This window comes from Bradyrhizobium sp. P5_C12 (assembly GCF_054049735.1).
The window spans coordinates 205,896-232,552 of record NZ_JBFULU010000007.1 but is presented as its reverse complement, the minus strand read 5'-3'; the positions used below and the strand labels follow the sequence as shown (position 1 = coordinate 232,552).

General features: G+C 62.8%; 25 protein-coding genes, 1 tRNA gene and 1 pseudogene. 13 read left to right on the top strand and 14 right to left on the bottom strand.

The genetic code is table 11. From position 1 onward, the window contains the following. Nucleotides 1–72 precede the first annotated feature (72 nt). On the bottom strand, nucleotides 73–609 hold the full coding sequence (locus ACXJMY_RS09355) for a phage tail protein (protein ID WP_456619031.1): 537 nt from the start codon (nucleotides 607–609) through the stop codon (nucleotides 73–75). Between the two features lie 975 nt (nucleotides 610–1,584). After that, on the bottom strand, nucleotides 1,585–1,929 hold the full coding sequence (locus tag ACXJMY_RS09350; protein ID WP_456619030.1) for a hypothetical protein: 345 nt from the start codon (nucleotides 1,927–1,929) through the stop codon (nucleotides 1,585–1,587). On the opposite strand from ACXJMY_RS09350, the gene ACXJMY_RS09345 reads away from it, so the two are divergent. Next, nucleotides 1,898–6,190, top strand: coding sequence for a putative Ig domain-containing protein (locus tag ACXJMY_RS09345; RefSeq protein ID WP_456619029.1), 4,293 nt, complete (start codon nucleotides 1,898–1,900; stop codon nucleotides 6,188–6,190). The genes ACXJMY_RS09350 and ACXJMY_RS09345 overlap by 32 nt on opposite strands. Before the next feature lie 47 nt (nucleotides 6,191–6,237). On the opposite strand, the gene ACXJMY_RS09340 is transcribed toward ACXJMY_RS09345, so the two are convergent. Further along, the gene (locus tag ACXJMY_RS09340; protein WP_456619028.1) at nucleotides 6,238–7,176 is read right to left on the bottom strand and encodes a septal ring lytic transglycosylase RlpA family protein; all 939 of its coding nucleotides are present in this window, start codon (nucleotides 7,174–7,176) and stop codon (nucleotides 6,238–6,240) included. 800 nt (nucleotides 7,177–7,976) lie between these two features. On the opposite strand from ACXJMY_RS09340, the gene ACXJMY_RS09335 reads away from it, so the two are divergent. Then, nucleotides 7,977–8,105 carry a hypothetical protein gene (locus ACXJMY_RS09335; protein WP_456619027.1) on the top strand — a complete coding sequence of 43 codons (129 nt, stop codon included), beginning with the start codon at nucleotides 7,977–7,979 and terminating at the stop codon, nucleotides 8,103–8,105. Between the two features lie 34 nt (nucleotides 8,106–8,139). Here ACXJMY_RS09335 and ACXJMY_RS09330 read toward each other — a convergent pair whose 3' ends face one another. Further along, nucleotides 8,140–8,430, bottom strand: coding sequence for a hypothetical protein (locus ACXJMY_RS09330; protein ID WP_456619026.1), 291 nt, complete (start codon nucleotides 8,428–8,430; stop codon nucleotides 8,140–8,142). A 153-nt stretch (nucleotides 8,431–8,583) separates the two neighbouring features. Between ACXJMY_RS09330 and ACXJMY_RS09325 the strand changes: the two genes are divergently transcribed. Both ACXJMY_RS09325 and ACXJMY_RS09320 read left to right on the top strand, forming a co-directional pair. Next, complete coding sequence (locus ACXJMY_RS09325; RefSeq protein WP_456619025.1) at nucleotides 8,584–9,162, top strand: TIGR00645 family protein; 579 nt, start codon at nucleotides 8,584–8,586, stop codon at nucleotides 9,160–9,162. Nucleotides 9,163–9,211: 49 nt separating this feature from the next. Continuing rightward, nucleotides 9,212–9,685: an N-acetyltransferase family protein gene (locus ACXJMY_RS09320; protein WP_456619024.1), complete on the top strand. Its 474-nt coding sequence runs from the start codon at nucleotides 9,212–9,214 to the stop codon at nucleotides 9,683–9,685. A 25-nt stretch (nucleotides 9,686–9,710) separates the two neighbouring features. On the opposite strand, the gene ACXJMY_RS09315 is transcribed toward ACXJMY_RS09320, so the two are convergent. Then, the gene (locus ACXJMY_RS09315; RefSeq protein ID WP_456619023.1) at nucleotides 9,711–10,028 is read right to left on the bottom strand and encodes a DUF1476 domain-containing protein; all 318 of its coding nucleotides are present in this window, start codon (nucleotides 10,026–10,028) and stop codon (nucleotides 9,711–9,713) included. Between the two features lie 234 nt (nucleotides 10,029–10,262). On the opposite strand from ACXJMY_RS09315, the gene ACXJMY_RS09310 reads away from it, so the two are divergent. Further along, complete coding sequence (locus ACXJMY_RS09310; RefSeq protein WP_456619022.1) at nucleotides 10,263–10,490, top strand: hypothetical protein; 228 nt, start codon at nucleotides 10,263–10,265, stop codon at nucleotides 10,488–10,490. 21 nt (nucleotides 10,491–10,511) lie between these two features. Here the strand turns inward: ACXJMY_RS09310 and ACXJMY_RS09305 are convergent, their stop codons facing one another. Further along, nucleotides 10,512–10,703 (bottom strand): hypothetical protein, encoded by a 192-nt coding sequence (locus ACXJMY_RS09305; protein ID WP_456619021.1) that lies wholly within the window; start codon nucleotides 10,701–10,703, stop codon nucleotides 10,512–10,514. A 773-nt stretch (nucleotides 10,704–11,476) separates the two neighbouring features. Between ACXJMY_RS09305 and ACXJMY_RS09300 the strand changes: the two genes are divergently transcribed. Further along, nucleotides 11,477–12,568 (top strand): phosphatase PAP2 family protein, encoded by a 1,092-nt coding sequence (locus ACXJMY_RS09300; RefSeq protein ID WP_456619020.1) that lies wholly within the window; start codon nucleotides 11,477–11,479, stop codon nucleotides 12,566–12,568. 361 nt (nucleotides 12,569–12,929) lie between these two features. Here ACXJMY_RS09300 and ACXJMY_RS09295 read toward each other — a convergent pair whose 3' ends face one another. Beyond that, nucleotides 12,930–13,493 carry a TetR/AcrR family transcriptional regulator gene (locus tag ACXJMY_RS09295; RefSeq protein WP_456619019.1) on the bottom strand — a complete coding sequence of 188 codons (564 nt, stop codon included), beginning with the start codon at nucleotides 13,491–13,493 and terminating at the stop codon, nucleotides 12,930–12,932. A gap of 78 nt (nucleotides 13,494–13,571) precedes the next feature. On the opposite strand from ACXJMY_RS09295, the gene ACXJMY_RS09290 reads away from it, so the two are divergent. The 4 genes from ACXJMY_RS09290 to ACXJMY_RS09275 all read left to right on the top strand — a co-directional run bounded on the left by ACXJMY_RS09290 (nucleotide 13,572) and on the right by ACXJMY_RS09275 (nucleotide 16,676). Continuing rightward, complete coding sequence (locus tag ACXJMY_RS09290) at nucleotides 13,572–14,582, top strand: quinone oxidoreductase family protein (protein WP_456619018.1); 1,011 nt, start codon at nucleotides 13,572–13,574, stop codon at nucleotides 14,580–14,582. A gap of 134 nt (nucleotides 14,583–14,716) precedes the next feature. Then, complete coding sequence (locus ACXJMY_RS09285; protein ID WP_456619017.1) at nucleotides 14,717–15,187, top strand: PaaI family thioesterase; 471 nt, start codon at nucleotides 14,717–14,719, stop codon at nucleotides 15,185–15,187. 41 nt (nucleotides 15,188–15,228) lie between these two features. Further along, complete coding sequence (locus tag ACXJMY_RS09280) at nucleotides 15,229–15,567, top strand: CoA transferase (RefSeq protein ID WP_456619016.1); 339 nt, start codon at nucleotides 15,229–15,231, stop codon at nucleotides 15,565–15,567. A 905-nt stretch (nucleotides 15,568–16,472) separates the two neighbouring features. Further along, nucleotides 16,473–16,676 carry a hypothetical protein gene (locus tag ACXJMY_RS09275; protein ID WP_456619015.1) on the top strand — a complete coding sequence of 68 codons (204 nt, stop codon included), beginning with the start codon at nucleotides 16,473–16,475 and terminating at the stop codon, nucleotides 16,674–16,676. A 56-nt stretch (nucleotides 16,677–16,732) separates the two neighbouring features. Here ACXJMY_RS09275 and ACXJMY_RS09270 read toward each other — a convergent pair whose 3' ends face one another. From ACXJMY_RS09270 to ACXJMY_RS09250, 5 genes and pseudogenes are all read right to left on the bottom strand, one after another. Further along, nucleotides 16,733–17,035, bottom strand: coding sequence for a hypothetical protein (locus ACXJMY_RS09270; protein ID WP_456619014.1), 303 nt, complete (start codon nucleotides 17,033–17,035; stop codon nucleotides 16,733–16,735). 41 nt (nucleotides 17,036–17,076) lie between these two features. Beyond that, nucleotides 17,077–17,796, bottom strand: coding sequence for a tyrosine-type recombinase/integrase (locus ACXJMY_RS09265; RefSeq protein ID WP_456619013.1), 720 nt, complete (start codon nucleotides 17,794–17,796; stop codon nucleotides 17,077–17,079). A 52-nt stretch (nucleotides 17,797–17,848) separates the two neighbouring features. After that, nucleotides 17,849–17,998, bottom strand: a pseudogene (locus ACXJMY_RS09260) (Arm DNA-binding domain-containing protein); the annotation flags it as partial. Nucleotides 17,999–18,160: 162 nt separating this feature from the next. Continuing rightward, nucleotides 18,161–18,250 (bottom strand) — tRNA-Ser (locus ACXJMY_RS09255). A 281-nt stretch (nucleotides 18,251–18,531) separates the two neighbouring features. Next, complete coding sequence (locus ACXJMY_RS09250; protein ID WP_456619012.1) at nucleotides 18,532–18,858, bottom strand: hypothetical protein; 327 nt, start codon at nucleotides 18,856–18,858, stop codon at nucleotides 18,532–18,534. A gap of 55 nt (nucleotides 18,859–18,913) precedes the next feature. Between ACXJMY_RS09250 and ACXJMY_RS09245 the strand changes: the two genes are divergently transcribed. Further along, on the top strand, nucleotides 18,914–19,069 hold the full coding sequence (locus tag ACXJMY_RS09245) for a hypothetical protein (RefSeq protein WP_456619011.1): 156 nt from the start codon (nucleotides 18,914–18,916) through the stop codon (nucleotides 19,067–19,069). A 36-nt stretch (nucleotides 19,070–19,105) separates the two neighbouring features. On the opposite strand, the gene ilvD is transcribed toward ACXJMY_RS09245, so the two are convergent. Continuing rightward, entirely contained in the window at nucleotides 19,106–20,956 is a 1,851-nt protein-coding gene (gene ilvD / locus ACXJMY_RS09240) for a dihydroxy-acid dehydratase (protein WP_456619010.1), read from the bottom strand. Nucleotides 20,957–21,158: 202 nt separating this feature from the next. Further along, the gene (locus tag ACXJMY_RS09235) at nucleotides 21,159–22,028 is read right to left on the bottom strand and encodes a VOC family protein (RefSeq protein ID WP_456619009.1); all 870 of its coding nucleotides are present in this window, start codon (nucleotides 22,026–22,028) and stop codon (nucleotides 21,159–21,161) included. A gap of 900 nt (nucleotides 22,029–22,928) precedes the next feature. Between ACXJMY_RS09235 and ACXJMY_RS09230 the strand changes: the two genes are divergently transcribed. After that, complete coding sequence (locus tag ACXJMY_RS09230) at nucleotides 22,929–25,175, top strand: TOMM precursor leader peptide-binding protein (protein ID WP_456619008.1); 2,247 nt, start codon at nucleotides 22,929–22,931, stop codon at nucleotides 25,173–25,175. 95 nt (nucleotides 25,176–25,270) lie between these two features. Further along, nucleotides 25,271–26,647: a SagB/ThcOx family dehydrogenase gene (locus tag ACXJMY_RS09225; RefSeq protein WP_456619007.1), complete on the top strand. Its 1,377-nt coding sequence runs from the start codon at nucleotides 25,271–25,273 to the stop codon at nucleotides 26,645–26,647. The last annotated feature ends 10 nt before the right edge of the window (nucleotides 26,648–26,657 follow it).

The window sequence follows — 26,657 nt, the reverse complement described above, 5'->3', positions numbered from 1 at the left end:
GGACCACGGGCGCTATTGCTTGAAATCTTGAAACGCTGAATCCGGTTTGTGGAAATCTGCTCCGAGGACCGGTCAGTTTCGCGACGGATAGGTTCCTTGCATCGCGATCAAATAGTTGATGACCAGATAGGGCTGCATGTTGTTGTGCGGCTGGCCGCCGCCCTCGTTGATCAAATTCGTGCCCATCGCCAGTGGTGTTTCGGCATTGCCGGCGGCCAGGAAGATATACTTCCCAGCCGGCCCCGTGCTCGTAGCGAAGATGTTGTTGGTGGGAGCAGCGCCACGTCCGGCACCATCTGCTGCCGTCGCCTGGATGAGGTGATTGTGCTGCGGGAGCTGGAGCGCGGTCATGTTGACCGACACCGATCCGCTGGTCACGCCGGCCGGGTATTGGCCACTCGGGCCGGACGAGCCCAGAATGGCACGGCCGCGCAGGTCGGGAAGCGCGAACGTCCTCATCCCGTCACCGCCATAGTAGGTGCCGAGCAACGAGAACAGCGCCTGGTAGTTCTGGATCGGCAGCAACGCGCCGTTACAGAGCGCCCAGTTCCTGGGAATCATGGCGCCGGCGAAGGGCATGATCTGCCCCATGACAGGTTGATATGGCATTCCCCACCCCGCTCAATGCCGTGTCCGCTCCAGTCCGCTACTGCCCGCACGATACAGGCAGCCGCTTGGCGAGCGCTAAACCAATGAGTTAGTAATACCAATATTCCCTCTAAGATTGTTAGGCTGGCCGAAGCGTCGGGTCAAGCTTTTCGCATCGACACAATCACTGCGCGAATTCGATAATGCGCTCATAAGGCATTTTTTATAGGACAATTTCGTCATCTCGCCCGTCATTACGCGGGCAAATGTTGCAATTGTACCACTCTAACGCGAATTCGCGGCATTCCGTCAGGGCTCCTGCATTTGGTCGCGGACGTTCACGCCTAAAAATTGTAGGAACGCCAGGTACAATTATAACTTTTAGCGTCGTGGGCTTCTGCGGGAGCCGAAAACGACCGGTGGGGATGGCGTGGCGTCGATCTTTCGGATCATGAGCGCTTGGGTGCCTGACCCCGTCCGCGCGCGGGGTGGAGCCGTTCGGCGCCGCGCCGCCATCGCAGCAACACTGGCCGCGACGGCAATCTGCCTTCCCCTTGGGACGACCAACGCGTTAGCAGCCAACTGCTCCGGCGTGTCAGCATTGACCGTCAGCACGAATATTACGCTGAACAATCAGATTACATTCAGCGTATCTGGCGTAACGGGCCCCGGCGCAACGCTCGTACCCGACACGGTGAACCACCAAGTCATCAACGAATACAGCCAGGTCGCCAACAGCGGCCTCTACAGTTCTGCGTGCGGCAGCAGCACCTTGAATTTCCCTATCACCGGCACCAACGGTACGGGTGTGGATACTGCACAGGTCACAGGAAGCAATGGCGGAAAATACACGATAGGGACCAACACCGCGACGACAGACAACGGGCCGACGATTTACTTCGTCAATTACACCCTGACGATGACTCAAGCGCCGTCTGGGACTTCGGATACGATCGTCCTGAACTATGCGTCGACGGACGATGCTCTTAACAGCATCTACAACAATACCGACAGCGGCCTGACGATCACGCTTTCCAGCATCACGCCGCCCGTGACGGCACCAAGCATCGCCGCCGCGTTTTCACCGACATCGATCTCGACGGCGGGCGGCTCGACGTCGACGCTGACCGTGACCATCACAAATCCCAACAGCTTCCAGGTAACCGGCCTTGCCGTCGCCGCGAGCGCCCTTCCTGCGGGCCTGAATGGCAGCGGTGCCGGAACGACCTGCGCCAGCGGCACCGCCACCTTTAGCGGAGGCAGTCTCAGCCTGAGCGGCGCAACGCTCAATGCCAGCGGGAGTTGCACGGTGACGCTTACCGTATCCTCGTCGATCGCCAACACCTATTCCTACACGACGGGTGCGGTCTCGGTTGCCGGCCCCGCTTCGGCGACCGGCGGGACTGCGACGACGCCGACAGCCCTCACCGTCACCGGGCCAACCGCGACGCAGGCGATCGCGTCGAAGGCGCTCACGCAAAATCAGCCGTCGGCCAATTTCACACCCGTGACCGGCTCGGGCGGTACGGCGCCGTTGACGTATGCGATCGCGCCGTCACTGCCGAGCGGCCTCAGTTTCAGCTTGTCGACGGGCGCCATCACGGGATCTCCGAGCGTTACAAGCGGAGCGACGACCTATACGGTCACCGTAACCGACGCCAACAGCGCGACCGCGAGCAACACGTTCAGCCTGACGGTCAACTCTGCAGTGACCGCGACACAGGCGGTCGCATCGAAGACGCTGACGCAGAACCAGGCCGCGACCAATTTCACCCCTGTGACCGGCGGCGGCGGAACGGCGCCATTGGCTTATGGCATCTCGCCACCGCTTCCCACCGGACTGAGCATCAGCGCCTCGACCGGCGCCGTCACGGGCACGCCGACCGCCACGAGCGCCACGACGACCTACACCGTCACCATCACGGACGCGAACAGCGCAACGGCGTCGAGCACATTCTCGCTGACCGTGAACAGCGCGGTCACGGCCACGCAGTCGGTCGCCTCCGTCACGCTGACACAGAACAACGCCATGACGCCGGCCACGCCGGTCACCGGCGGGGGTGGCACGGCACCACTCGGCTACAGCGTCTCGCCGATACTTCCCGCGGGCCTCAGTCTTAACGTCTCGACCGGAGCAATCACGGGTACGCCGACGGTGACGCACGCCACTTCGGCTTTCACCATCACGGTCACTGACGCGAACAGCGCGACTGCGAGCAATACTTTCACTCTTACCGTCAACGGCGCGGTCACGGCGACCCAGGCGATCGCGTCCGCGGCGCTCACGGCCAACCATGCCGTGACCGCTTTCACGCCCGTCACGGGCGCGGGCGGCACCGGCACGCTCGGCTACGGCATTTTACCAACACTACCGGCAGGACTGGGCTTCAACACAGCGAACGGCCAAATCACCGGCACGCCCACGGCCTCGAGCGCCGCCACCACCTATACCGTGACGGTGACGGACGGTATCGGCGCAACCGCCACGAATACGTTCAGCCTGACCGTCAACGGCCCGGTATCCGCAACTCAGGCCGTAGCCGCCGTCGTGTTGACTCAGAACCACGCCGTAACCTCCGTGACACCGGTCACGGGCGCGGGCGGAACAGTTCCTCTGTCCTACGGCGTCTCACCACCCTTGCCGGCCGGGCTGAGTTTCAGCGCCACTACTGGCGCGATTACCGGCACACCGACGGTGACCAGCGCTACCACGACGTATACGGTCACCGTCACCGACGCGAATACCACCACGGCCAGCAACACGTTCAGCCTGACCGTGAACGGTGCGGTCACCGCGACCCAGTCGATCGCATCGGTGACGCTCACAGCGGGCCATGCGACGACCTCATTCACGCCGGTGACGGGCGGCGGAGGCACCGCGCCGCTGTCCTACGGCGTCTCGCCAAGCCTTCCCGCAGGCCTCAGCCTCAACCCCTCCAGCGGCGCCGTCACCGGGACGCCCTCTTCGGCCAGTGCGACAGCGACCTATACAGTCACTGTGACCGACGCGAACAGCGCGACCGCGAGCAATACGTTCAGCCTGACCGTGAACGGAGCGGTGACGGCAACCCAGGCCGTTCCGTCCAAGTCGCTGACCGTCAATGTCGCGACCGCCTCCTTCACGCCGGTCACCGGCGCCGGCGGAACGTCGCCACTGGGTTACGGTGTCTCCCCCGCGCTTCCCGCGGGATTGAGCTTCAACCCTGCAACGGGCGCGGTCACAGGCACCCCGACGGCCATAAGCTCGACCACGACTTACACCGTCACCGTCACCGACGCCAACAGCGCCACCGCGACGGCGACCTTCAGCCTCGCCATCAACGCCGCCGTCACGGCCACCCAGTCGATCGCATCGAAGACGCTGACGCAGAACGCCGCCGCAGCGCCCTTTACACCAGTGACCGGGAGCGGCGGCACCTCGCCGCTCGCCTACAGCATTGCGCCGGGGCTGCCGGCGGGCCTGACCTTGAACGCGTCGACCGGCGCCATTTCGGGCACCCCGACGGCCACGCTTGGCGCAACGACGTTCACGGTGACCGTAACCGACGCCAATACCGCGACCGCGAGCAATACGTTCAGCCTGACGATCAGCGGCGCGGTAACGGCGACCCAGGCCGTCGCATCCACCGTGCTCACCGCCAACCATGCCACGACGACGTTCACGCCCGTCACTGGTGGCGGCGGCACCGCGCCCCTCAGCTTCGGCGTGTCGCCCACCCTTCCCGCCGGCCTGACCTTCGGCACATCGAACGGCAGCATCTCCGGCACGCCGACCGCGACGATCGGCGCCACAACCTTCACCGTCACGGTCACCGACGCCAACAGCGCGACCGCGACGAGCACATTCAGCCTCACGGTGAACGGCGCCGTCACCGCCACCACGGCAGTGCCTTCGTCGGCACTGCCGATCAATCAGGCCGTGACGCCGTTCACCCCCGTGACCGGTTCTGGCGGCACCGGTGCGTTGACCTACGCCGTCTCGCCGAGCCTGCCTGCGGGGCTCTCCTTCAACACGACAAGCGGCGCGATCAGCGGGACGCCGACGGCGACGCAGCCGACAACGACCTTCACAGTGACGATCACCGACACCAACAGCGCAACCGGGAGCGCGACTTTCAGCCTTTCGGTCGGGCAGGTCGCCACCACCGTCGCACTGACCTCATCGCAGAACCCAAGTCAGTTCGGCCAGCCCGTGACGTTCAGCGCGACCGTTACCGGCACGGGCGGAACGCCGACAGGCACCGTGGCCTTCAACGACAATGGCAGCCCGATCGGGACCGGCACGCTGAGCGGCGGCGTTGCCACCTTCACGACGTCGACGCTTGCCATCGGCAGCCACACTATGACGGCTAGCTATTCGGGGAGCGCCCTCTTTGCGGCGAGCACATCACCCACGCTGGCGCAGAGTGTGAACGTGCCCGCCGACAGTCTCAAGCTGCGCGCGTTGCAGCTCAACGTGACCAAGGTGGTGGCGCAGAATTCCGGCCAGGCCATCTCCGGGGCCATCGACGACGCCATTTCCGACGGCTTCAGCACGGACGGCGGTGCATTGCTCTCGCCCGGCAATGCCCGCATCCGGATCAATTTCTCGGCCGATCCGCGCGATGACGACAGTCCGCCGGCTGGCGCGGGCAGCACTGGACGCGACGCCTATGGCGCCGAGCACAATGCGGGCTCGAACAACATTGGACGGGCCCGCCGCAGCGGCTCGCGCGTCGACGATGCGTTCGCCGCGATCAATCAGCAGATGCCGAAAAAGGCCGTGCCAAAATGGCAGCAGGACAAGCAGTGGCTGCTGTGGGCCGATGTGCGCGGAAGCGGCATTGACCGTTGGAATTCGTCCAATGCCGCTGGCGTCGGGCAGGTCAGCGAAGCCTCGCTCCGCGGCCAGCAAATCAACGCACTGATGGGGCTGACCTATCGCGCCAGGCCTGATTTCCTGGTCGGCGTCGTCGGCGGCTACGAGTACTTCAGCTACACCGAAGATGACATCAACGGAAGGCTCAAGGGCGACGGCTGGACGGTCGGCTCCTATCTCGGCTGGAAGATCACCCCGACTCTGCGCTACGACGCCGCCGTGGCCTACTCCGGCATCGGCTATGACGGTACCGCCGGCACCGCCCAGGGCAATTTCACAGGCCAGCGCTGGATGGCCTCGACCGGATTCACCGGCACCTACAAATGGGCCAACTTCTATCTGGAGCCGTCGGCCAAGGTGTACGCGCTGTGGGAGCGGGAGAACGCCTATGTCGACTCGCTCGGGACTCAACAGTCCGCCCACAACTTCGCCAGCGGCCGCGCCTCGGCCGGCAACAAGGTGGCCTACCCCGTGCCGTGGCTCGATAGCATGCTGCTGGCGCCCTATGTCGGCGTCTACGCCGACTACTACTTCAGCCAGGACGATGCGGCGGCGATCATTGCCGCCGGCGGCATCCCGCTGGCGTCGACACCACTGCTCCAGGGCTGGTCGGCACGGGTGACAGGCGGTATCGGCGCAAGGCTTGCCAGCGGCGCTACCGTCGGGTTCGGGGCCGAGCTCGGCGGCATCGGCAGCAATACGCAGATCTGGACGTTCACGGGACGGGCCCGCGTGCCGTTCTGATGACGGACACGCTGGCGGCGCGATGCCGCCGGGTGAAAGTTGACGGCCTAATAGAGGCCGCGGCCGCTCAGGATGTTGCGGGCCTCCGCGGCGCCGCCATCGGAGACATAGGCGGAGGACGGAGCGCTCTCGGTCGCGTAGCGGCCGTCCTCGTCATAGGACACGGCGCGCGCGTTCTGGAGCGCCCGGCCCCGGCCGCGGCTCGAGGCCGACATCTCGGAGGTCGCGTTGATTGAGGCGACATCGGCAGAGGTGTTGCCGAGATTGTAGGGCCGCCCCTCCGGCGTCGGAACCTCGCCGCGGATCGCTCCCCGGCCCGACGACGTCAGCTCAGGGACGAACGGTCTGGCCGAGGCAACCCGGACCATGGAGGGGGTCGGGGCCGGAACGCCGGTGCGCAGGGTCGCCATCAACTGGCGGTCGTCGGAGCCTTCCAAGGGCGCCCGGCCGACATATTCGACACGGACCTTGGCGACGCCATTGCCTTTGAATTCAAGCAGTTCGGCGGCTTTGTTCGAGACGTCGATGAGCCGGTTGCCGTGATAGGGTCCGCGGTCGTTGACGCGGACGATCAGCGACTTGCCGTTCGAGACATTGGTCACCCGCGCGTAGGACGGCATGGGCAGGGTCGGATGCGCCGCCGTCAGCGAGCCCATGTCGAACACTTCGCCATTGGCGGTCAGGCGGCCGTGGAAATCATCGCCGTACCAGGACGCCATGCCCTCGGCGCGGTAGTTGACGTCTTCCTCAGGCACGTAGGTCCGGCCGGCCACCACATAGGGCTTGCCGATGCGATAGGCGCCGCCGCCCTTCGGGACCGGGTCGCCCCAAGCCACCACGCGGGGGCTGGAGGACACGCCGTATTTCGGATCGACGCGGCTGGCGAACTTGCCCGACGAGGCGCAATTGGCGAGCGCGAGGCAGGTCGCGGCCGCCGCAACACCACGCGCGGCCCGCAAAACCGAATCTGACCGTCGGATCCCCATTCGCCCCAAATACCATTCCGCCGGAGGCGTACCCAACCCGCTTTGGCTACGGGGAGCGCCTTCCGGTCCTTATGCTCCGAGGCGGCCCACCACCGCGTCGGAAGTCGCAAGGATATCGCAACCCGAACACGGCGGAAATGGGGAGCGCGCAGCGTTCGCACCGAGATGGTAAACGCCAGGTTCGCCCTTCCCCGTTGATCTACGGAACACCGGCGGCTCGCCGCGGCATTTCCTGTGCCACTCCAGAACAGTCTGTTGCGCCGAAGCCTCACTCCACCCCCATTGTCGCGGCTTTCACTGGAATTCTTTTGACTGTGCAAGGCCGCACGCGTTTTCTCGCGTGCAGGGGCGGACTGGAAATTTAACGATGATCGAGACGGTTTCGGCACTGATGGGTCTGGTAAGCGCGGGGATCTTCCTGGCCCATGCGTTTGAAGGTTACCGCACGAGGGCCTGAGGCACTCGCGCGGGCGACATTGCATCATCTCTTTCAAGACGGCGCGTTCGGGCAATTTTAAGCGATCCGACCGAGCATCGAAAACGAGAGCGGCAGGTGTCCCATGCGTAACCATGACTTCGTATCCGATGGCTTCCTGGCATTGACCGCTGGCGGCTTGGTCCTGCTCTGCTCGAGCCTCGTGGCACTGGCCTTCGGCTGACCCGCGGCTCCGACCGCTTCTCAATTGCGGCGCAACACGCGTGGTTATCCCGGATTGCCGGGCTCCCTTTTAGTTGATTGAATTTCCTCGGCTCGTGCCTCGACTCATTTCAAGAGGCCATCACCAACGAGGGTGACTGACATGCTTGCCGAGAAATTTTTCCTGGTCCTGGAATCGCTGATCCGCGGCGACCGCACCTATCCGGACGGAAGTCCCCGGGTCATCAGCACCGCTCCGCACGTACCGGTGAAGCTGCCGGGCCAGAAATAGCCCGCCCTCTTTCCAGGCTCCGGTCGCGCGTCGCTCAGCGCAAACCCAGCAGCGAGCGGCGATAGAGGCTGTCGCGGGCTTCATTCAGACAGACGAAGCTGCCGTCGAACCCTTGGCCATAGCGCTTCTGACCCTTGGCGTAGTAGACGCCTTTCCTGAAATCGAGCCACACCACCTTGTCGCCAGGGCAATGGCGCTGCGCCTGCGCCGCGTCGCGAAACGGCGTCAGCGGCAGCGCCGACACCTCCGCCATTCCTGCGGCAAAGACCATGGCCGCGCCAAGCGCGACCTTGCCGAGACCTCTGCCAAAGCGACTGCAAGACACTGTCCGCCTCCCGATCCACGCCGTCGCGCGGCGCTCGTCCGGCACGATAGCACAGGGCTCGCTATCCGCGGACGGCGGCAGGCAGCGTCTTCCGCCAGCCATCTTGTCGGGTTACAGGAAAGCGAGATCATCTCGATGCGTGGATGCGCCTGAATGTCGGTTGAGCCTGAAGCCAGCACCGGACCCCGCCCACCCTTGCCGCGCCTGGGGCTGCTGCCGATGATCATCTTCGGCTCGCGCTGGCTGCAACTGCCGCTCTATCTCGGGCTGATCGTGGCGCAATGCGTCTACATCGCGCTGTTCCTCAAGGAGCTCTGGCACCTGTCCTGGCACGCGCTCGACCTCACCGAGCAGCAGATCATGATGAGCGTGCTGGCGCTGATCGACGTCGTGATGATCTCCAATCTGCTGGTCATGGTCATCGTCGGCGGCTACGAGACCTTCGTCTCCCGACTCGATCTCCAGGGTCATCCCGACGAGCCGGAATGGCTCGGCCACGTCAACGCCAGCGTGTTGAAGATCAAGCTCGCCATGGCGATCATCGGCATTTCCTCGATTGCGCTGCTGCGCACCTTCATCGAGGCCGGCAATCTCGGCTCCGGCCGCGCCGGCTTCACCGAGCAGGGTGTGATGTGGCAGGTCCTGATCCACCTCACCTTCGTGGCCTCGGCGATCGGGATCGCCTTCGTCGACAAGCTCAGCGAGAGCGGCATGCGCAAGCATGCCGAATAGGGTGCGCTCGTCCGTTTGCGCCCCGCCCTGACGACACCGGAATCACCCCATGGCAGCCAATGGCGAGGTCTCCTTTCGAGCGGCGCGCCGCGACGATGCGGAGACGGTGTTCAACATCACCAAAGCGTCGATCGCGGGTCTCGCGCAGGGCTGTTATTCGCCGGCCCAGATCGAGAACTGGATGGGTGAACGGACCTCCCGGTTCTACGAGGACCTCATTGCCAAGGGACGAATGACCGTCTGTCTTCGCGATGGCGTCGTCGTCGGCTTCGTCGACGCCGAGCCCGGTGAGGTCACCCGGTTGTTCGTGCTGCCCGAGGCGGCCGGCGCGGGACTCGGCCTGCGGCTGCTCGACATCGGCGTCGCCCAGGCGCGCGCGGGCCATGGCGGACCGGTCCGCCTCGAAGCCACGATCAACGCCGAAGCCTTCTACCGACGCTACGGTTTCAGGACCACAGGCAGGGGGCATTTCTCTCACGGCCTCGGCGGCGAGCCGATCGAGATCGTCTACATGGAGCTGTGACGGGCGAAGCGCGCGGCGTGCCGGCTCACCCGTTTGCCTCGAGCTGCTGCACGGCCTGGTGCAGGCACTCCTGGAGCTTCTGCGCGACCTGCTCACGCGATACGCCGTTGCCGGCAAGATCACCTGAGACCTTGCGCAGGATACCGTCGATGGTCTGGCTTTCCAGATTGTCCGTCACCAGCGCCGTCGCATAGCCCGCCGCGGCATCTCCGCTGAGCCCGAGTTGCGCTGCGGCCCAGAGCCCGAGCAGCTTGTTGGACCGGGCCGTGGCCTTGAACATGAGCTCCTTGTCGTGGGCGAACTTGGCCTCAAAGCCCTGCTCGCGCTTGTCGAACGTGGTCATGGTCAGCTCCAATGCTCTTTCGCTGATGAGGAATCGGATTGGCTGGGGGCGATCGTCTCCGGGGTTCTCGTCAATTGAGGATCATTTGAAGCTTCCGGCGGAAGGCAAACGCCGTCAAGCCCGCGCGTAGCGGGCGTCAGGTCCGGACCAGCCTCATCGGCTAAACGAACTCATTTACTGTTTGTTAACCGGACTCACGGCCGCATGGCCCATGGGGGAAGCGAGAGCCGAAGCATGAACAGAGAGCTGCGGGAATTTCGACGGCTTGAGCGCGTCTGCCTGGAGCAGGCCGCGCTCTCCACCATGGACCTTGCGCGCACCGGCCTCCTGATGGTGGCCGACGATTGCCGTGTTGCGGCAGAAGCGATCGAAGCGCAATCGCCGCCGCGCGGCGCATTCGCGGGCGCGGTTCAGGCGCTCAAGCTCGCCCTCAGTGCCACCCGCGCGGCGAGCTGGCATTAGCGATGACCGAGGCTGACCCGATCAGCCCTTGCTTGCCCTCGCCTCGCGCGCGAGGCGCTCGGCTCTGAGCCGTTCCTTGTTGGCGTAAAACGCCTTCTGCGCCTCCTCATGGTCGCGCATGGCCTTTTCCGCCTCGATCCGGCGTGTCGCATCGCGCGCCTGGCGCTGTTCGGGTGTCAGGGGTTTGCGTCGGAAGGAAAGGTCCTCGGTCATGACCTTTCAACGCGGAGCTGGGGAAAAAGTTCCACAATTGGGCAGGGCCTGCGCAGCACACCATCAGGCGCAGGCATAAAATTCGCGCAAACAACCCCATGCACAGTAGCTAAGTCCCGCTGGCACAAGGCCTTTTTTTATCCGCGCAAAGCCGTTTGACCCGTCGGGCAAAACAGTGGCATTCTGCCATCTTCGGAAAATCCGTTGCAGGGTTGCCGGACCTGTCTGTGTTGGGTCGCTTGCTCTTCAGCCTCCTGCCTGACCGCTCCGATGCGGACGGTTCAGCCAACCGCGATCGCTGAATGCGTCGTGGCTGTGCTGTCGTTAGGCCAGCCCGGTTCGCTCGTCCTTTTGCTTTTGTTCGCTGGACGTCAACGATCGCGGTGACGGTCCGATCAATAGCCTGCGGTGTGGTCGCTCCCTTCAGTCAAGCGCTCTCATCGCGGCAATCATCAAAACTCGTCGCAATGAGCCGAGCATTTCAAGATTGAGATTCGAGCTCAAAGATAGCCGCTCGGCGAATGTCCTCAGATCCGTGACCCCTGAGCAGACACGTCAACAGCATCTCAACTCCGTTTGACCCTACCGCCGAGATCGCCTCTTCCTGCTCGCGAGCGAGGTTTCATTGCAGGAACGCTGCCAGCAACGTTTGGAAACAAAATTTTCACCAACAATAACGATAGCACTCGTCATGAGGTGCAACCGGACAGTGTGGGCGCTAAACTTCTGGGAGAACTGCCCGAAATTGCACGTGCGATGGAATGGGAATTGGAATGTTCAGTGCGCCGCCTTTTGCGAGAGCAAATTGTGCTGTCAAGGAGGAGCTGCGCTCGGTCGGTCACACGGAACGACGGATTGCGAACAGGTTGCAACTTGTCAACTGGAGCCTTGTGGCTGGATGTGCGCTGGCGCTCTGCATCGGGCTTGCCGCAACAACTTTCACGCTGGAAGGTTTGATGACGACGGAGGTCGTCACAGCGCCGGCGCTGGCGGTTGCCGGGCTGGGGCTCATGCGGCGGGGCTGGGGCGAGCGGCCGGCGTTCACCATGCTCGCGTTTGGACAGATGGGTTGTTTCGTGATCTTCGCGGCGCCGCTGTCGTATATCGGCTTGGGCGCCGGGATGCCGCTGCAGGACGCGAGATTTGCCGAGCTTGACCGATTGCTCGGCCTGGATTGGCCTGCATATTTCCATTTTGCGATGGCCCATCCGGAATTACTGCCCTACGCCAAGTTCTTTTACGCAATGCTCCTCGTGCCGGCCTTCGGCGTCCCGGTCGTACTGGGGCTGACGGGGCAATACATCCGTCTGCAGCAGTTCGTGTTGGCGTCGACATTGGCGTTGTGCGTGGTGATTGTCGTCTCCTCCCTGCTTCCGGCGATCGGCACCTATTTCGAGTTCGGACTGCCCTCCGACACCGAGCTATTCAACGCGAACGGATATGGAGGACAGGCGCGCGAAATACCGATGCTGCGCGATGGCACGTTGCGAGCTCTCAACCTCGCGAAGCTCGGCGGCATCCTCACCTTCCCGAGCTTTCACGCTGCCACGGCACTTCTCAGCATCTGGAGCTTATGGAGCATCTGGTGGCTGCGTCCCGCCCTGCTGATGCTGAATGGGGGAATGCTCGTCGCGACCCCGCTGGTCGGGGGGCATTACTTCGTGGATGTGATCGCGGGCGTGTCGGTGGCTGCGCTGACGATCCAGGCGTCGAAAGGCCTGACGGCGGTCTTCGTTGCAAGTCCGCTGGCGGTCTCGATGCAGCCGAAATCGGCGGCACCGGACCTGCTGGTCGCTCTTGCCTTCGCCGCCAGGTTTGTGCGGCCGTGCCGCCGGAACATGTCCCGGCATCCGATACGCCTATGAACATCGGCTCTTGGCCGATTGTGTTGCAAAAGTCGAAAGTTGCAGGGCTCAAGATTTTTCGCGAAAACACTAAGCAGCGAGCGATCGCTGATTCGTATGACCTCAATCGCGTTACCGAAGTCGCCTGTGAATTTTGCGTGAGGCCGTGAGGTCCCTCGCATCTTGTACGCGAAAGTCGCGCCCACGGCCCGCAGAATTTTGGTCATCGGCGAAAAACGACGTTTGCAACAATATCGGCCCTTCGACGAAATCGCGGCATCGCTCCACGAGGTCGGCTTATGAGTGCATGCCGGACAAGATTTGCTCAGGTTGAGTTCTTCGCATTTTGACCCTCAACGGACGTAGAGCCTAGTCGAAGCTCTCAGTCGCAAAGCCGGGCAATCTGAGCCCCACACGCGCGCAAAGGCTCCTGAGATTGTGCCACGCGCGCCTGAACGAGAGCACCTTCAAAGGCCGCCAAGATCACTGGCGCGAGGGTCTCCGCATTCTTCGGGGCAGTTCCGCATCGGATCAAGCCATCAGCAATCGTTTGCTGCCAGAGACTGAAAGCGTTTTTGCAGGCTTTAGTGAGCGCCTCAGAGTGGGGTGCAGTTTCCAGTGCAACGGTGCACACGGGGCAGCCGGCGGTGAACCCGGACTTCGCCAAGTGCGCCGCGCTACCCGCAAACAATTTGCGGATACCGTCCGCAGCGCGGCCGCCTTCGGGGAAACACTGGGCCATGCCCGCAGCGACACTCTGTGAAGCCCATTCGAGAGCGGCGACGCCGACCTGCTCCTTACCGTCCGGAAAATAGTGATAGGCGGAGCCCCAGGGCGCTCCCGACTCCTGGACCAGCCGCCGCCATGAGGCCGCGGCATAGCCCTCCCTCTGAAAGAGGGACATGGCGGCTAAAATCATCTGTTCGCGCGGCGAATGGGCTGTCATGGCAGTTGACTAGGACGACTGTCTTATTTATGTGTGCCACAGCGTTAGGACAAGTGTCATAATGGAGGATGCGGATCCATGAAGGCGGTAGTGTTGCATGCCTACGGTGATGCCGAGGGGCTTCGGGTGGAAGAGGTTTTGAAGCCGCAGCCCGGGGTTGACGAAGTGCTCATCCGGATCGAAGCCGCGAGCGTAAATTACGCCGATATCGTGCGTCGGCGCGGTGATCCTTATCCACTGCCGACACCTTTGCCGGCGATCCTTGGCAGCGAAGCCGCCGGTGTCATAGACGCCGTTGGCCAGGGCGTCACAGCGCTGCATCCCGGTGATCGGGTCTTTGCTTTTTTCGGCGGTGACGGTCTTGGCGGCTACGCTGAGTACGCCCTCGCCGGCGTCGACAACGTCATCAAACTGGACCCAAGACTCGATCTTGACGTCGCCTCCACGCTTGTCGTTGCCGGTGTAACCGCTTTTCAAATGCTCAAGGAAGCTGGACGGATTACGCCCGGCGAATCTGTTTTTATTCCCGGCGGCGCCGGAGGCGTTGGCAACTACGCAATTCAGCTCGCCAAGATTCTGGACGCCGGCTGCGTTATTGCCGGCGCCAGCACACCCGAACGGCGGCAGCAAGCCTTGGCGCGGGGCGCCGACTACGCCGTCGACTATGCCGCCGCTGATTGGCCGCGCGAGGTGAAACGGCTTACCGGGGGACGCGGGGCCGATGTCGTTCTCGACATGGTGGGGGGCTCATTTTTCGACCAGGCTCTCGCCGCGCTCGCCCCATTCGGGCGCCTCGTCGTTTATGGGACCGCCAGCAGGCGGCCCTCTTCTTTTGTCGCCCAGCGCCTAATGCCGATGAACCAAACGGTGGTTGGCTATTACGTCAGTCACTGGTTCAAGACCCGGCCGGATCAAGCGCAGAGGGCCTTCGATACCGTTGCGGGACTTGTCACCGAAAAGCGCCTTCACGTCGAGGTTGCCGGGCGGCTGCCTCTCGAAGCAGCCGCCGAAGCTCACCGCATCATGGAAACTCGGCAGGCGACGGGAAAATATGTGCTTAAGCCGTCGCTGTCCGGCCACGTGAGCTAAGCATCGCCACGGATGGACGGCACGCAGCACGCCGCCGCGCTTTTCGCGGTCGGCGAAGCTGCATTAGGCGCGGCGCTGGCCGGAAACTGGACTTTTAGCTTGGCCTGCCGGTTGATCCTGCAAGGAAGGAAACCATGATGATGGGCGACGAGTGTCCTGCATCGCCAGAGAACGAAGGACTAAAGTTCTTCCGCGAGCTTTTGCGCACGGGGGCGCCAGCCGCTCCCATTTGCAAGCCACTGGAATTCCAGTTGTCCGCGGCAAGGCACGGCAGCACGGAGTTTACCGCCTGGCCCGGGCCACAGTTCGCAAACCCGGGAGGAGTCGTGCACGGTGGTTACCTCGCCGTGATCTTGAGCTCGGCGATGTCCTGTGCCGTTCACACGACGCTTGATGAAGGCGAGAGTTTCACGACAACAAACTTCAATGTGAATCTCGCACGTCCACTAAAGCCGGGACCGGGGCCCGTTATCGCCTCTGGCCTCGTCGTTCACCGTGGCAGACAGGGCGCTACCGCCGAGGGTCGCATCGTCGATAACGTGGGCAAGCTTCTTGCGCATGGCACAACGACTTGCATGATTTTCGCTGCGCGAAGACAAGACTAGCAATCGCGTATTTACCAAATTGGTTGCTTCAAACGACTTTCATGAGGTTTTGCATGACCGGGACAGCCGACCGTCCACTCGCGGGTGTCAAGGTGATTGAGATTGGCCACTACATCGCAGGACCGCTGGCAGCCATGATGCTGGCGGATCAAGGCGCCGACCTGGGTGCGGGCGGCAGCCAATTCGTTACGTCGTCTCAAGCCTGCGGTTCGGTACGGCACCCACTCCAGGAAGATCGCCGCCGAGATCGGCTATTCGAGCGACGAGATAGATGCTGGTGTCGGCCGGTGTGCTGTCAGACCGCTGGCGTGAGGTCTCGAACTACCTGCCGAGATGACCGGATTCCTGCCAAGCAACACTCGCACCGAGGTTCGGACTAGGCCCTCAATCAATACATCCATAATCGATGGATCCCGTGCGGAAACGCTTGGGCAGCATTGGGTCGAGGCCTTGAAGGTCTGCTCACGGCAGGTTTTGGCCCATCGCGTCGGTTGGCGCAGCGTAGCGACATGTCCGAAGTCCGGCGCAAACCGGAAGTCACCGGCTGAGGGGCACACCAACGCGATTGACCCTGGCTGTGTAAAAACTCAAAAATCGAAACGCGACGAAGAATGATATTCTTCAGTTCGATCCCCAAGTTGAATCCGCTTGCGCGTCGAGCGACTAGAACGGTTTTGGACGAATAATTTTCTTCTATCGCGATTGAGTGTCTTCGCGTTTTCACACAGCCAAGACCCATAGCGGACAGTGGGTGTYGCCTATGTGCCGCTCCCGAAATGGGCTGCTGTAGCCCCGACGCAGAGAGCAAAGATGGTCCATAAAATGATTGTCGCCATTCCGTAGTTAATCAGGGTTTCTCGCGCGAGTGACCGTCGTCTTCAAGTCATCAGGAAGCACATTAGCAATATCGTCCTGTCCCCAAAATTGCTTTGCGTACCAAGGGCTTTGTAGCGCGGTGTAGAACCATGGAAAATTCGCGCCGTCGAAGCGGGCTCCGATCAACTTGTATGTTGAATAGGCCGTGCGCATGCACAGCAGGCCGGATAGAGTTCCGACTATCGGAATACTAATGAACGACGCTTTTGAGATTTCTGCCCACATCACCTTGCCTCACGATCATCAAACGATGGAACTATGGTGGCTGCTTCGCTGTCACAGAACCGCAATCAAACCGTCTTAGATTTTCATTTCCGGTAAATTGCTGGCCGGATCGACCAAGACGGCTTGCGCTCTATATTGCGCGTGCTGCCTTTGAGACATTGTTCAGTATTCGGATATTGGTCACATGGCGTACGACACACCTACGGTGCAAATGCTACGCACCATTCTTGATGAAGTGCTCGCTACCCCGGCCTTCACCCGACAGCAGCATCGTTCTGCGGTGGAAGTTGCGGAGCGCATTCTGTGGCTTGCTTCGCAAGGGGAGCGGGAGCCAGAGGCGATCAAAGAGCATGTGCTAAACGAGTACTTGGCATACGCTGCCGCATAATCGCTTAGTCGGTTGGCTGCGGTTCAGGTCGCCTTTGAGTGAGCGTTTCGGGGCCACTAGCTTCTCACGCGGTAGCTTCGCGATGGCTCGACACCCTTCCCTGTCCTCCAGTCATCCAATTGGGTCACCTTGTTGCCGCTCAGGAACACGGCCCAATCTTTCATTAACGCCCGGCGCTTTTCGAACTTTTGGCCTCGCTGATAGGCTGCGGTGGTCTCGCTCTTGTATTTGTGGGCCAGCGCAGCCTCGCGTACGCCGTCCGGATAGTCAGTGCATTCCTCAGCCCAAGTTGCGAAGGTCGACCTGAAGCCGTGAACCGTTACGTGCCCGTAGCCGATACGATCAAGTACCGCGAGCATCGCGTTTTCGGAGAATGACCCGCCTTCGGGATTGGTGAAGATCAGTTCGCCTGGCGGCCGTCTCGCATCTCATCGAGGACCGCCAACGCGGGATCCGTCAAAGGGACGTAGTGGTCCTGGTCCATCTTCATTCGCTCGCCGGGAATTTTCCAGGTCGAGCCTGGGCGATCGATCTCAGACCAATGCCCTTCGACGGCCTCGTTCGTGCGGCAAGCCGTGAAGATTAGGAAGCGTAGCATCGCAGCAGCTGTTCCGGGCGCACCGGCAAGAAGTTCCATGAACGCCGGCGCCTCGGCGTACGGCAAGGCTGGATGATGGCGGACGACCCGCTTGGGGCGCTTTGGAAGCTTTTCGCGCAACTGCCTCGTAAGCTCGGCCGGATTGCGGAAGTCTGGATCGTCGATATCAACGTTCTTCGCAACAATCGTTTCAATCCGACCGCGGACCCGGTTCGCAGTCTCGCGCTTCTCCACCCAGATCGGCTCGAGCAGATCGTGGATGTGGCTCGGCTTGATCTCCAGGATGGTCAGCTTGCCGATGGTGGGATAGGCGTAACGCTTGAGGGAGGACGGCCACTGATCGCGATGCTTCTCGCTCCAGGTCGACCAATTCGTCCGGATGTAGGCTTCCGCGCATTCCTCGAACGTCGGCAATACAACCTTGGCCTCGACGGCTTTCGCCTCTTCGCGCGCCCTTCGCCTCTCCTGCACTATGTCCACGCCGGCGGTGCTGCGATCGCCTTTCACGCGCAGGCGCCGCATCCTGTGCCAGCCGCGCATCCTTTAGCGACACGTCTTTTAAGGAGCCGAGGCCGTGCCAGCGCTCCTTGCCGTCCTTCCAATATCGGTACGACCAGCTCTTCGATGTTGGTCCGGTAACAATCAAATAAAGCCCACCGCCGTCGGCGCATTTGCCGGGCTTGGTTTGGCGTTCTACGTCGAGCGGTTTGAACCTTCCAGCCATTGTCCCTCCGGGAAAAACCGTCCTCCGAACCCACGGGCAAAAACCACGGTCAGTGCCCCGATTAGGAGGAACACCGGCGAACTGCAAAGCACAGTCTTTCGGCGCAAGACACTGATTTTGCTGTGGAATTCGAACGACTTCGAACAGAGGAGAACAATATACTGGCGGAAGGGGTGGGATTCGAACCCACGGTACCCTTGCGGGCACGCCGGTTTTCAAGACCGGTGCCTTAAACCACTCGGCCACCCTTCCCTCGCGGCGAATGGCTGTCGCTTAACGCAGACGACCGCACAAGGCAACGCGAAGTTGGCGTACCCGCGCGGCCTGCGCGCTTCCGAAGACGCGGTCTGTCAGGCGAGCGTCAGGGTGGTCCTCTAGTTTCGGCAGGACCGTCGACACCACCCAGGGCGTTGCCGGTTGCGAGGCCCGGCTGGAGTTTCCCCTCCTCGACCGGGCCTCGCTTGTATCGGGCCAAAGAAAACGCGGCGCCCCGTGAGGAGCGCCGCGCGAAGTTCGTATGCGGATGCGTTGGCTCAGTAGCCGCCACAGGACGCGCAGCCGGTCGCGACCGGGGCGTAATAGGAATAGCCGGGCGAGACCATCTCGACGCGCTGGCGCGTGGCGTATTGCGGCGGGATGCGCTCGTACTGGACGCCCGGGGGCGCCACCATCACCGTCTGCGGCACCATCACGGTGCGGTACTGCGCCGGCGTGCGGTGCGCGACCGTGGCGCCGGGCGAAACCATCACGGTCTCGTCGACGGTGCGGTATTGCGGCTGCACATATTGCTGCTGGTAGCAGGTCGTGCACGGCGGCGGCGCGTAGCAATTGTAGCAGCCGGCGGAGGCCGCGCCCGTCATCGAAATCGCGGCGACGACTGTTGAGAAAACGACAGCAAGAGTACGAGACATTGTGGTGGTGCCCCAGTTGCCCGAAATGGATTTGGATCTGACGATCGCAGCAGTATACGCCGCGAAATCCTGGGCTGCCGAAGTTCGTTGGGGCATCCTTAATGCGAACGGCGGATTTTCGCCGATCGGTAAGAACTCATTGACCATGGGCGATGCGTGATCGCGGCGCTCGCGATCACGCCCGCACAAGACGCGCTTACTTCGAGCGCCGCTTCACCTCGCGCACCGCGCCGCGCGCGGCACTGGTCGTGAGTGCAGCATAGGCCCGCAGCGCGGTGGAGACGTTGCGCTTGCGGTTGGTCGCCTGCCAGGCGGCATCGCCCTTCGCCTCTTCCACCGCACGGCGCTTGGCGAGTTCCTCGTCGGAGACCTCCAGGCTGATGCTGCGGTTCGGGATGTCGATGGCGATGCGATCGCCGGTCCGCACGAGGCCGATGTTGCCGCCCTCGGCCGCTTCCGGCGACAGATGCCCGATCGACAGGCCGGACGAGCCGCCGGAGAAACGTCCGTCGGTGACTAGCGCGCAGGCCTTACCCAGGCCCATCGATTTCAGATAGCTCGTCGGATAGAGCATCTCCTGCATGCCCGGTCCGCCGCGCGGGCCTTCGTAGATGATGACCACGATCTCGCCGGCAACGACCTTGCCGCCCAAAATGCCCTCGACGGCTGCGTCCTGGCTTTCGAACACGCGGGCGGGCCCTGCGAATTTCAGGATCGAGGCGTCGACGCCGGCGGTCTTCACGATGCAGCCGTCCTGCGCGAGATTGCCGTAGAGCACGGCGAGACCGCCGTCCTTGCTGAAGGCGTGCTCGAGGTTGCGGACCACGCCCTTCTCGCGATCGGTATCGAGCTCGTCGTAACGGCGCTCCTGGCTGAATGCGACCTGCGTCGGGATGCCGCCGGGCGAGGCGCGGAAAAAGGTGCGCACGGCCTCGCTCTTGGAGCGCTTGACGTCCCAGCGCTCCAGCGCATCGTTCATGGTCGGCGCATGCACGGTCGAGACCGAGGTGTCGATCAGCCCGGCACGGTCGAGCTCGCCCAGAATGCCCATGATGCCGCCGGCACGGTGCACGTCCTCGACATGCACGTCGGCGACGGACGGCGCGACCTTGCACAGCACCGGCACCCGGCGCGAGAGACGGTCAATGTCGCGCATGGTGAATTCCACCTGCCCTTCATGGGCGGCGGCAAGCAGATGCAGCACGGTGTTGGTCGAGCCGCCCATCGCGATGTCGAGCGTCATCGCGTTCTCGAACGCCTTGAAGTTGGCGACGTTGCGCGGCAGCACGGAGGCATCGTCCTGCTCGTAATAGCGACGGACGAGATCGACGATGGTGTGGCCGGCCTCGACGAACAGCCGCTTGCGGTCGGCATGGGTTGCGACCACGGTGCCGTTGCCGGGCAGCGCGAGGCCCAGCGCCTCGGTCAGGCAGTTCATCGAATTGGCGGTGAACATGCCCGAGCACGAACCGCAGGTCGGGCACGCCGAGCGCTCGATCACCTTGACGTCCTCGTCGCTGACCTTGGAGTCGGCCGCGGCGACCATGGCGTCGATGAGGTCGACTGCCTTGGTCTTGCCCTGGAGCTTGACCTTGCCGGCCTCCATCGGACCGCCCGAGACGAACACGGCGGGGATATTGAGGCGCAGCGCCGCCATCAGCATGCCGGGCGTGATCTTGTCGCAATTGGAGATGCAGACGAGGCCGTCGGCGCAATGGGCGTTGGCCATGTATTCGACGCTGTCGGCGATGAGCTCGCGCGACGGCAGGCTGTAGAGCATGCCGTCATGGCCCATGGCGATGCCGTCGTCGACCGCGATGGTGTTGAACTCTTTCGCCACGCCGCCGGCCTGCTCGATCTCGCGGGCGACGAGCTGGCCGAGGTCCTTCAGATGGACGTGGCCGGGCACGAACTGGGTGAAGGAGTTGACGACCGCGATGATCGGCTTGCCGAAATCCGCATCCTTCATGCCCGTCGCGCGCCAGAGGCCGCGGGCGCCCGCCATGTTGCGGCCGTGGGTGGTGGTGCGGGAGCGATAGGCTGGCATGGCGGTTTCCGTCCTCGGGGTTTGGGTGCCTGAGCGGGAAAATTCAGAAGCCGCCTCAGGCCTTTCCGGCCGGATAGCGCACGGGGTGGGCTGGCGCAACGGGAACTTGGCCCAGCGGCGGCCGGATCGGCCTATCGCAGGCCTCCCCTGCTCCCGGCGCGGCCTCTTGGAGGGTCGCGCCAGCGCCGGGCAGACGCCGCAGCTAGCGCTTCGGCTTGGGCAGCACAATTCTCCCCTGTGAGGCAACGTCGCCCCACTTGGCGGACCACCCGACTTCCGAGGCCGAGGATGGCTCGATGCCTGGATGACCTCGGGCCCCCTGCAGTGCAAACAGGGCGCCCTGGGGATCGACACATCGTGCGATCCAGCAGCCATCAGGCAATTCGATCGGACCCTGGAGGATCCGGCCTCCACCAGCATTCACATGCTTGGTCGCAGCGCCGATGTCGTCGACATTGAAGTAATGCAGCCAGCATGGCTGCGCTACGCTCGGAAGTTTCGTCAGCATGCCACCGACCGTTTGCCCACCCGCCGAAAACAATTGATACCAGTCCGCTGGATCGGCTTGAGCGTCGGCCTTCTGCCAACCAAATAGTTCTCTGTAGAAATCGAAGATCGCGGTCCGGTCGCCGGCCAATAGCTCGTGCCAGCCAACGCGCCCCGGCTCGTCCAGCCCGCCCGGCGTCGATCGGCCATATGTCGACTCCTGGATGAGACCGAACGTCGCTTTCTGCGGATCGGCAACGACCGCTATTCGGCCAATATTGGTATCGGTCGGCGGCACAAGGATCGAGCCTCCGAGACGCCTGATCTGCGCGGCGGTCCCCTCCAGGTCGTCGACGGCGACGTAACCGATCCACCTCGGCGTCGCCCCCAGTCTCCGCCCCTCCTCCGGGAGATCCATAAGTCCGCCGACCGGAGCGCTGCCGCTGCTCACCACCTTGTAAGCCAGCTCCGGAGTCGACTCATCCCTCAACCCCCAGCCGACGGCCTTGCGATAGAATGCGCCTGCTGCCGTGACATCCGTGGTCAGGAGTTCGTACCAGGCGAAACGTCCGAGTTGATCTGCCACGCCGATCTCTCCGTTCAAGCCCCGATGCGATTGCGGCACCGCACCAAGCGGCACTCCGTGCGCGCCCGCCACGTGCGTGGATCGTTGATGCCTGTGTCAACGGGCCGTGCCGATGCCGTTCATGAAGATGAATATATCCTGAACGTGCCGCGCCGCGCTTTGGTGCGCGTAGTTGTTGCTCGCGTGATTTCCTGGGCGTAGACTTACCGCGGCTGGGATGCTTCTTGCAATGCTCGGAGGTTCGACCATGCGGCAGGCGAAGCAGACTTCTAAAGGGAAGAAGCGAGTGACCAAAGTCGCCGTGCCGGCGTTCGGAGCCGCAGGGTTGACGTTCTCGCTGGCGGGAGGCGCATCGGCGTCCGCCGTGCCGACACACGACGTACAGCAATTGCCGAACTTTGGATCGGGTCAGGCAATCACCCTCGATGAAGAGGAAATGGCTGACGTCAGCCTCGCCACCTTCCATCTCTTCGACAAGGAAAACGTCGGTAGCCGCGTGCAGCTGGCGTGGCGCGGATGCGGCGGTTGCCGCGGCTGCAGAGGCTGCCGGGCTTGCCGTGGTTGCCGATGTGGCGTCGGTTGCCGATGTGCGGGTTGTGCCGTTGGTGTGGTGGGATGCGCCGTATCATGCGCGGGTTGCTGCGCATCGTGGGGCCGCTGCCGCTGGTGCTAGGCCTCGGCGCGTTCCGAATGTCAAATTCACGGGTTGATAGGTCATTGGCCGGCCTCAAGAAAGGGGCCGGCCAGTTGCTTGATTTCGCTACGACGCTTGCATCGGCGGCTTGCGGGTGACAGCCGAATTCGATTCAATTCTGTGGGAAAATTCCAGCGCGCGGGCACGACGAACCGTCTTGCGCCGGCGATCTGACGTAACGGCAACCGGATCAGCGTGCTGACGCAATGAATGCCAATAGCAAGACCCGCGTCCCGCGGCAGACCCGCAAAGACCTCCTCCGATTTGCACCGAACTTTACCGCCTATGTACTGCCTCCCGATGCGGTTTGCCTCTATTCCGAGGATCGCAAATTCTTCCTGCACGGCGAACTCTACTGCGCCTTGGCCACTGCGATCGGAAAACACGGCAACGCCAGGCCGCAGATCATTCGCCAGCTTTCGAAGCGCTTCCCGGCCGATAAGATCGAGGAAGCGATCAAGCGGCTGCTCGATCGCCGATATGTCGTAGCGCGGACCCCGAAAGCATTCGACGATGCCGTCGGCGGTTTCCTGGCAAGCCTCGGCCTGTCTTTGGAGATCGCGGAACACAATTTTCGCAATTGCCCCGTCCAGGTCGAGTCGATTGACGTCAAAGGCGCCAGGGAGCTGACCGCGGCGTTGAGCAAGCTCGGGGTTCAAATCGCCAAGCGAGCGCCGAAGCTCACGATCACGCTGACGAACGACTATCTCGACCGGCGACTTGCTGAACTGAACCAGGAACGTGTGGCAGGCAAGACGCCCTGGTTGCTGGTACAGCCATCCGGCCCGTTTCCGCTGGTCGGGCCCGTGTTCAAAGCGGGCGAGAGCGCCTGCTGGACCTGCCTGTTCGATCGCATGATCCGCAACCGGGAGATCAAGGGGTTTCTCGACCGGGGACCGGCGCTTGCGGTTGCCATATCGCCGCTCGTCAGAGAAAGCGTCGGCCAGGCTGGAATCCATTTTGCGGCCGTCGAGATCGCCAAGGCAATTGCCTCGGATTTTCGCACCGATTTGTGCGATCACATCGCAAGCTTCGACCTGACCGGCGCCGCCATCGCCAAGCACTACGTGACACGACGTCCGCAATGTCCGACCTGCGGCAGCAGGAAGCTGAACAACCCGCGCCGATCTCCGGCCCTGGTCGAGATTGCCGAGGGCAAGAGGCTCGTCATGACCAGCGGTGGATATCGCACCGTGACGTCGCGGTCGACGGTGTCGCGCTTCCGCAAACATGTGAGCCCACTGACAGGGGTGGTGACCAGGCTCGAACGAATCGACGTCGATCTGCCGATGAACACCAACTACTTCGCCCAGCACAATTTCTCCGCGCCGGCCCACAGCATCGACCAGCTCAGGTCCGGATTGAGCGGGGGCAGTTTTGGCAAGGGCTCGACTGCTGAGCAGGGCGAAGCCAGCGCGTTGATGGAGTCGATCGAACGCTATTCGGGCATTTTCCAAGGCGATGAGATCAGGACGACGCGTCGATTTGCCGATTTCGCGCCTGGCGACGCGCTTCTTCCCAACGACGTCCAGCTCTTCAGCGCAACGCAGTTCAAGAACAGGTTTCTCCAGCAACCGGACGATCCCCATCCGGTTCCCGAGCCGTTCGATCCCTCGACGAGGATCGAGTGGTCGCCGGTCTCATCGTTGCGCGACAAACGCTTCAAATATCTGCCGACCGGCCTCCTGTACTTCTTCTATGGCGGCTTTCATACGGATTCCAACGGCTGCGCGGCCGGCAACACCCGCGACGAAGCCATCGTTCAGGGCTTCCTCGAACTGATCGAGCGCGATGCCTACGCGATCTGGTGGTATAACCGGGTGCAGCGCGCCCAGGTCGATCTCGAGCAATTCGACGATTTCTATGTTCGGGATCTCCAGGCTCAATTTGCGGAAGCCAGGCGCAAGCTGTGGGTGCTCGACATCACCACGGACCTCGGCATTCCGACTTACGTGGCGATCATGCACTGGATGCAGAATGGACACGAAAATATCGAGTTCGGCTCCGGCGCGCATTTCGACCGGCACATAGCCCTGCTGCGCTCCCTCACCGAGCTGACCCAATTTATGTCCGTCGGCATGATGGGCGGCGCAAGCGGCGAGAAGCCGACACTTGACGGTGTCACGCCGCTGCGCCTGGAAGACTACCCGTTCCTGACACCGAGCCACCGCCCGATCGTCCCCCCGGCGCCGAGCCTCAAGCTCCACGACAATACGCGTGACCAGGTCATTGCCTGCGTCGAGATCGCCGCCCGTGCAGGCTACGATTTCCTCGTCCTCGACCAGACACGTCCCGACGTCGAGGTTCCAGTGGTCAGAGTGCTCGTTCCCGGCCTGCGTCATTTCTATCGCCGCTTCGCACCGGGCCGCCTTTACGATGTGCCGGTGAAGCTCGGATTGTTGGACCGGCCGCGACCGGAAAACGATCTGACTTCATTCCTTCCACACACCTGAAGGGTTGCTCTTTCGTGCGCACTCCCAGGAAAAAACCGACCAGGAAGATCGCGCCAGACATTGCTGCCCGATTGAGCCATCGCTTCTCCCTCCAGATGCAGACGGACGGAAACATCGCCGCCTCGCTGGGCGACTATTCCGTCAACCTCGGACAATTCAGCGAGGCCGCGATGGACCGCGCGCGACATCTGAGCACCGGTCTTCCGCTCGCTTCCTTTGCAGGCAAGAGCATCCTCGCCAGGGAAATCGACGCCCTGGTGCATCGCCTGGCCCGGCAGGGGCTTCTGGAATATCGCCTCTCCTCCTCGCGTGACGAGCGGGACCGCGTGGTCATCGAGCCTCAAGTCCCCGACTACTGGCCGCGACGCGCGAAGCTGGGCAGCCGTGATACCGTCGTGTTGTCGCGCTTTGCCTATCTGCGCCGGCGCGGCAACGAGATGGTGCTGGAATCGCCACGCGCCGGCGCGCTGTTCCGGATTGGCGATCCCGCCATCGCCGCCACCCTTGCTGCTCTGTCGCAGCCTCAGAAGATCGGCAAGCTCAACCAGAAGGTCGCTTCCTCCACCCTCCATCTGCTCGAACTGTTGCTGGACAGCCAGATCCTGCTCAAGCTTGATGCGAAACTCGGCGACGGCCTGCGCGTGAATGAAGGCGACGGCAATCTCGTTCTCTGGGATTTCCATGATCTGGTGTTTCACACGCGGAGCACGGAGGGCCGGCAAGCCAATCCGGTCGGCGCCGCCTTCAGCTATGCGAGCGTCGTTCCGCCGCCTCCTGCGGTGCGCCCGCCCTGGCCCGGCAGCAAGATCGACCTGCGCAAATTCTCCTCCCCGGAGCCGAACTCTCTCTTCCCGAAGCTGTTGCGCGAACGCCACTCAACACGGGATTTCGACGACAAGAATCCTGTCACGCTCGGCGAACTCGCGCAGTTTCTCGACACCACCGCGCGCGTCGTGTCCGAATGGAAGAGCGGCCCGTATTTTGACGGCGGTCCCGACGTCACCTACAGCACGAGGCCTTATCCGTCGGCGGGCAGCGCCTACGAGCTGGAATTGTACCTGACGGTCTCGAACTGCGAAGGGCTTGCGCGCGGACTCTACCACTACGATGCAGGGAGCCACGCGCTGGTGGCGATCAGCGCCTCCACCCAACAACTCCAGGCACACTCGGTGGCAGCCCAGTTCGCCATGGACGCGCCGGGTCAGCCACAAATCCTGATCACGATCGCGGCGCGATTTGGGCGCGTCTCCTGGAAATACAGCTCAATCGCATATTCGTTGATCCTGAAGGATGTCGGCAGCCTGATCCAGACGTTTTACCTGGCCGCGACCGATATGGACCTCGGCGGCTGCGCCATCGGGAGCACCAACATCGATCTGTTCGCGACAATGACGGAGCTGGAATTCCATATAGAGGGCCCGGTCGGTCAATTCGCGCTCGGGCGCGGCAAGAAGCTCGATATCCCGAGCTAGAAGCTCGGGC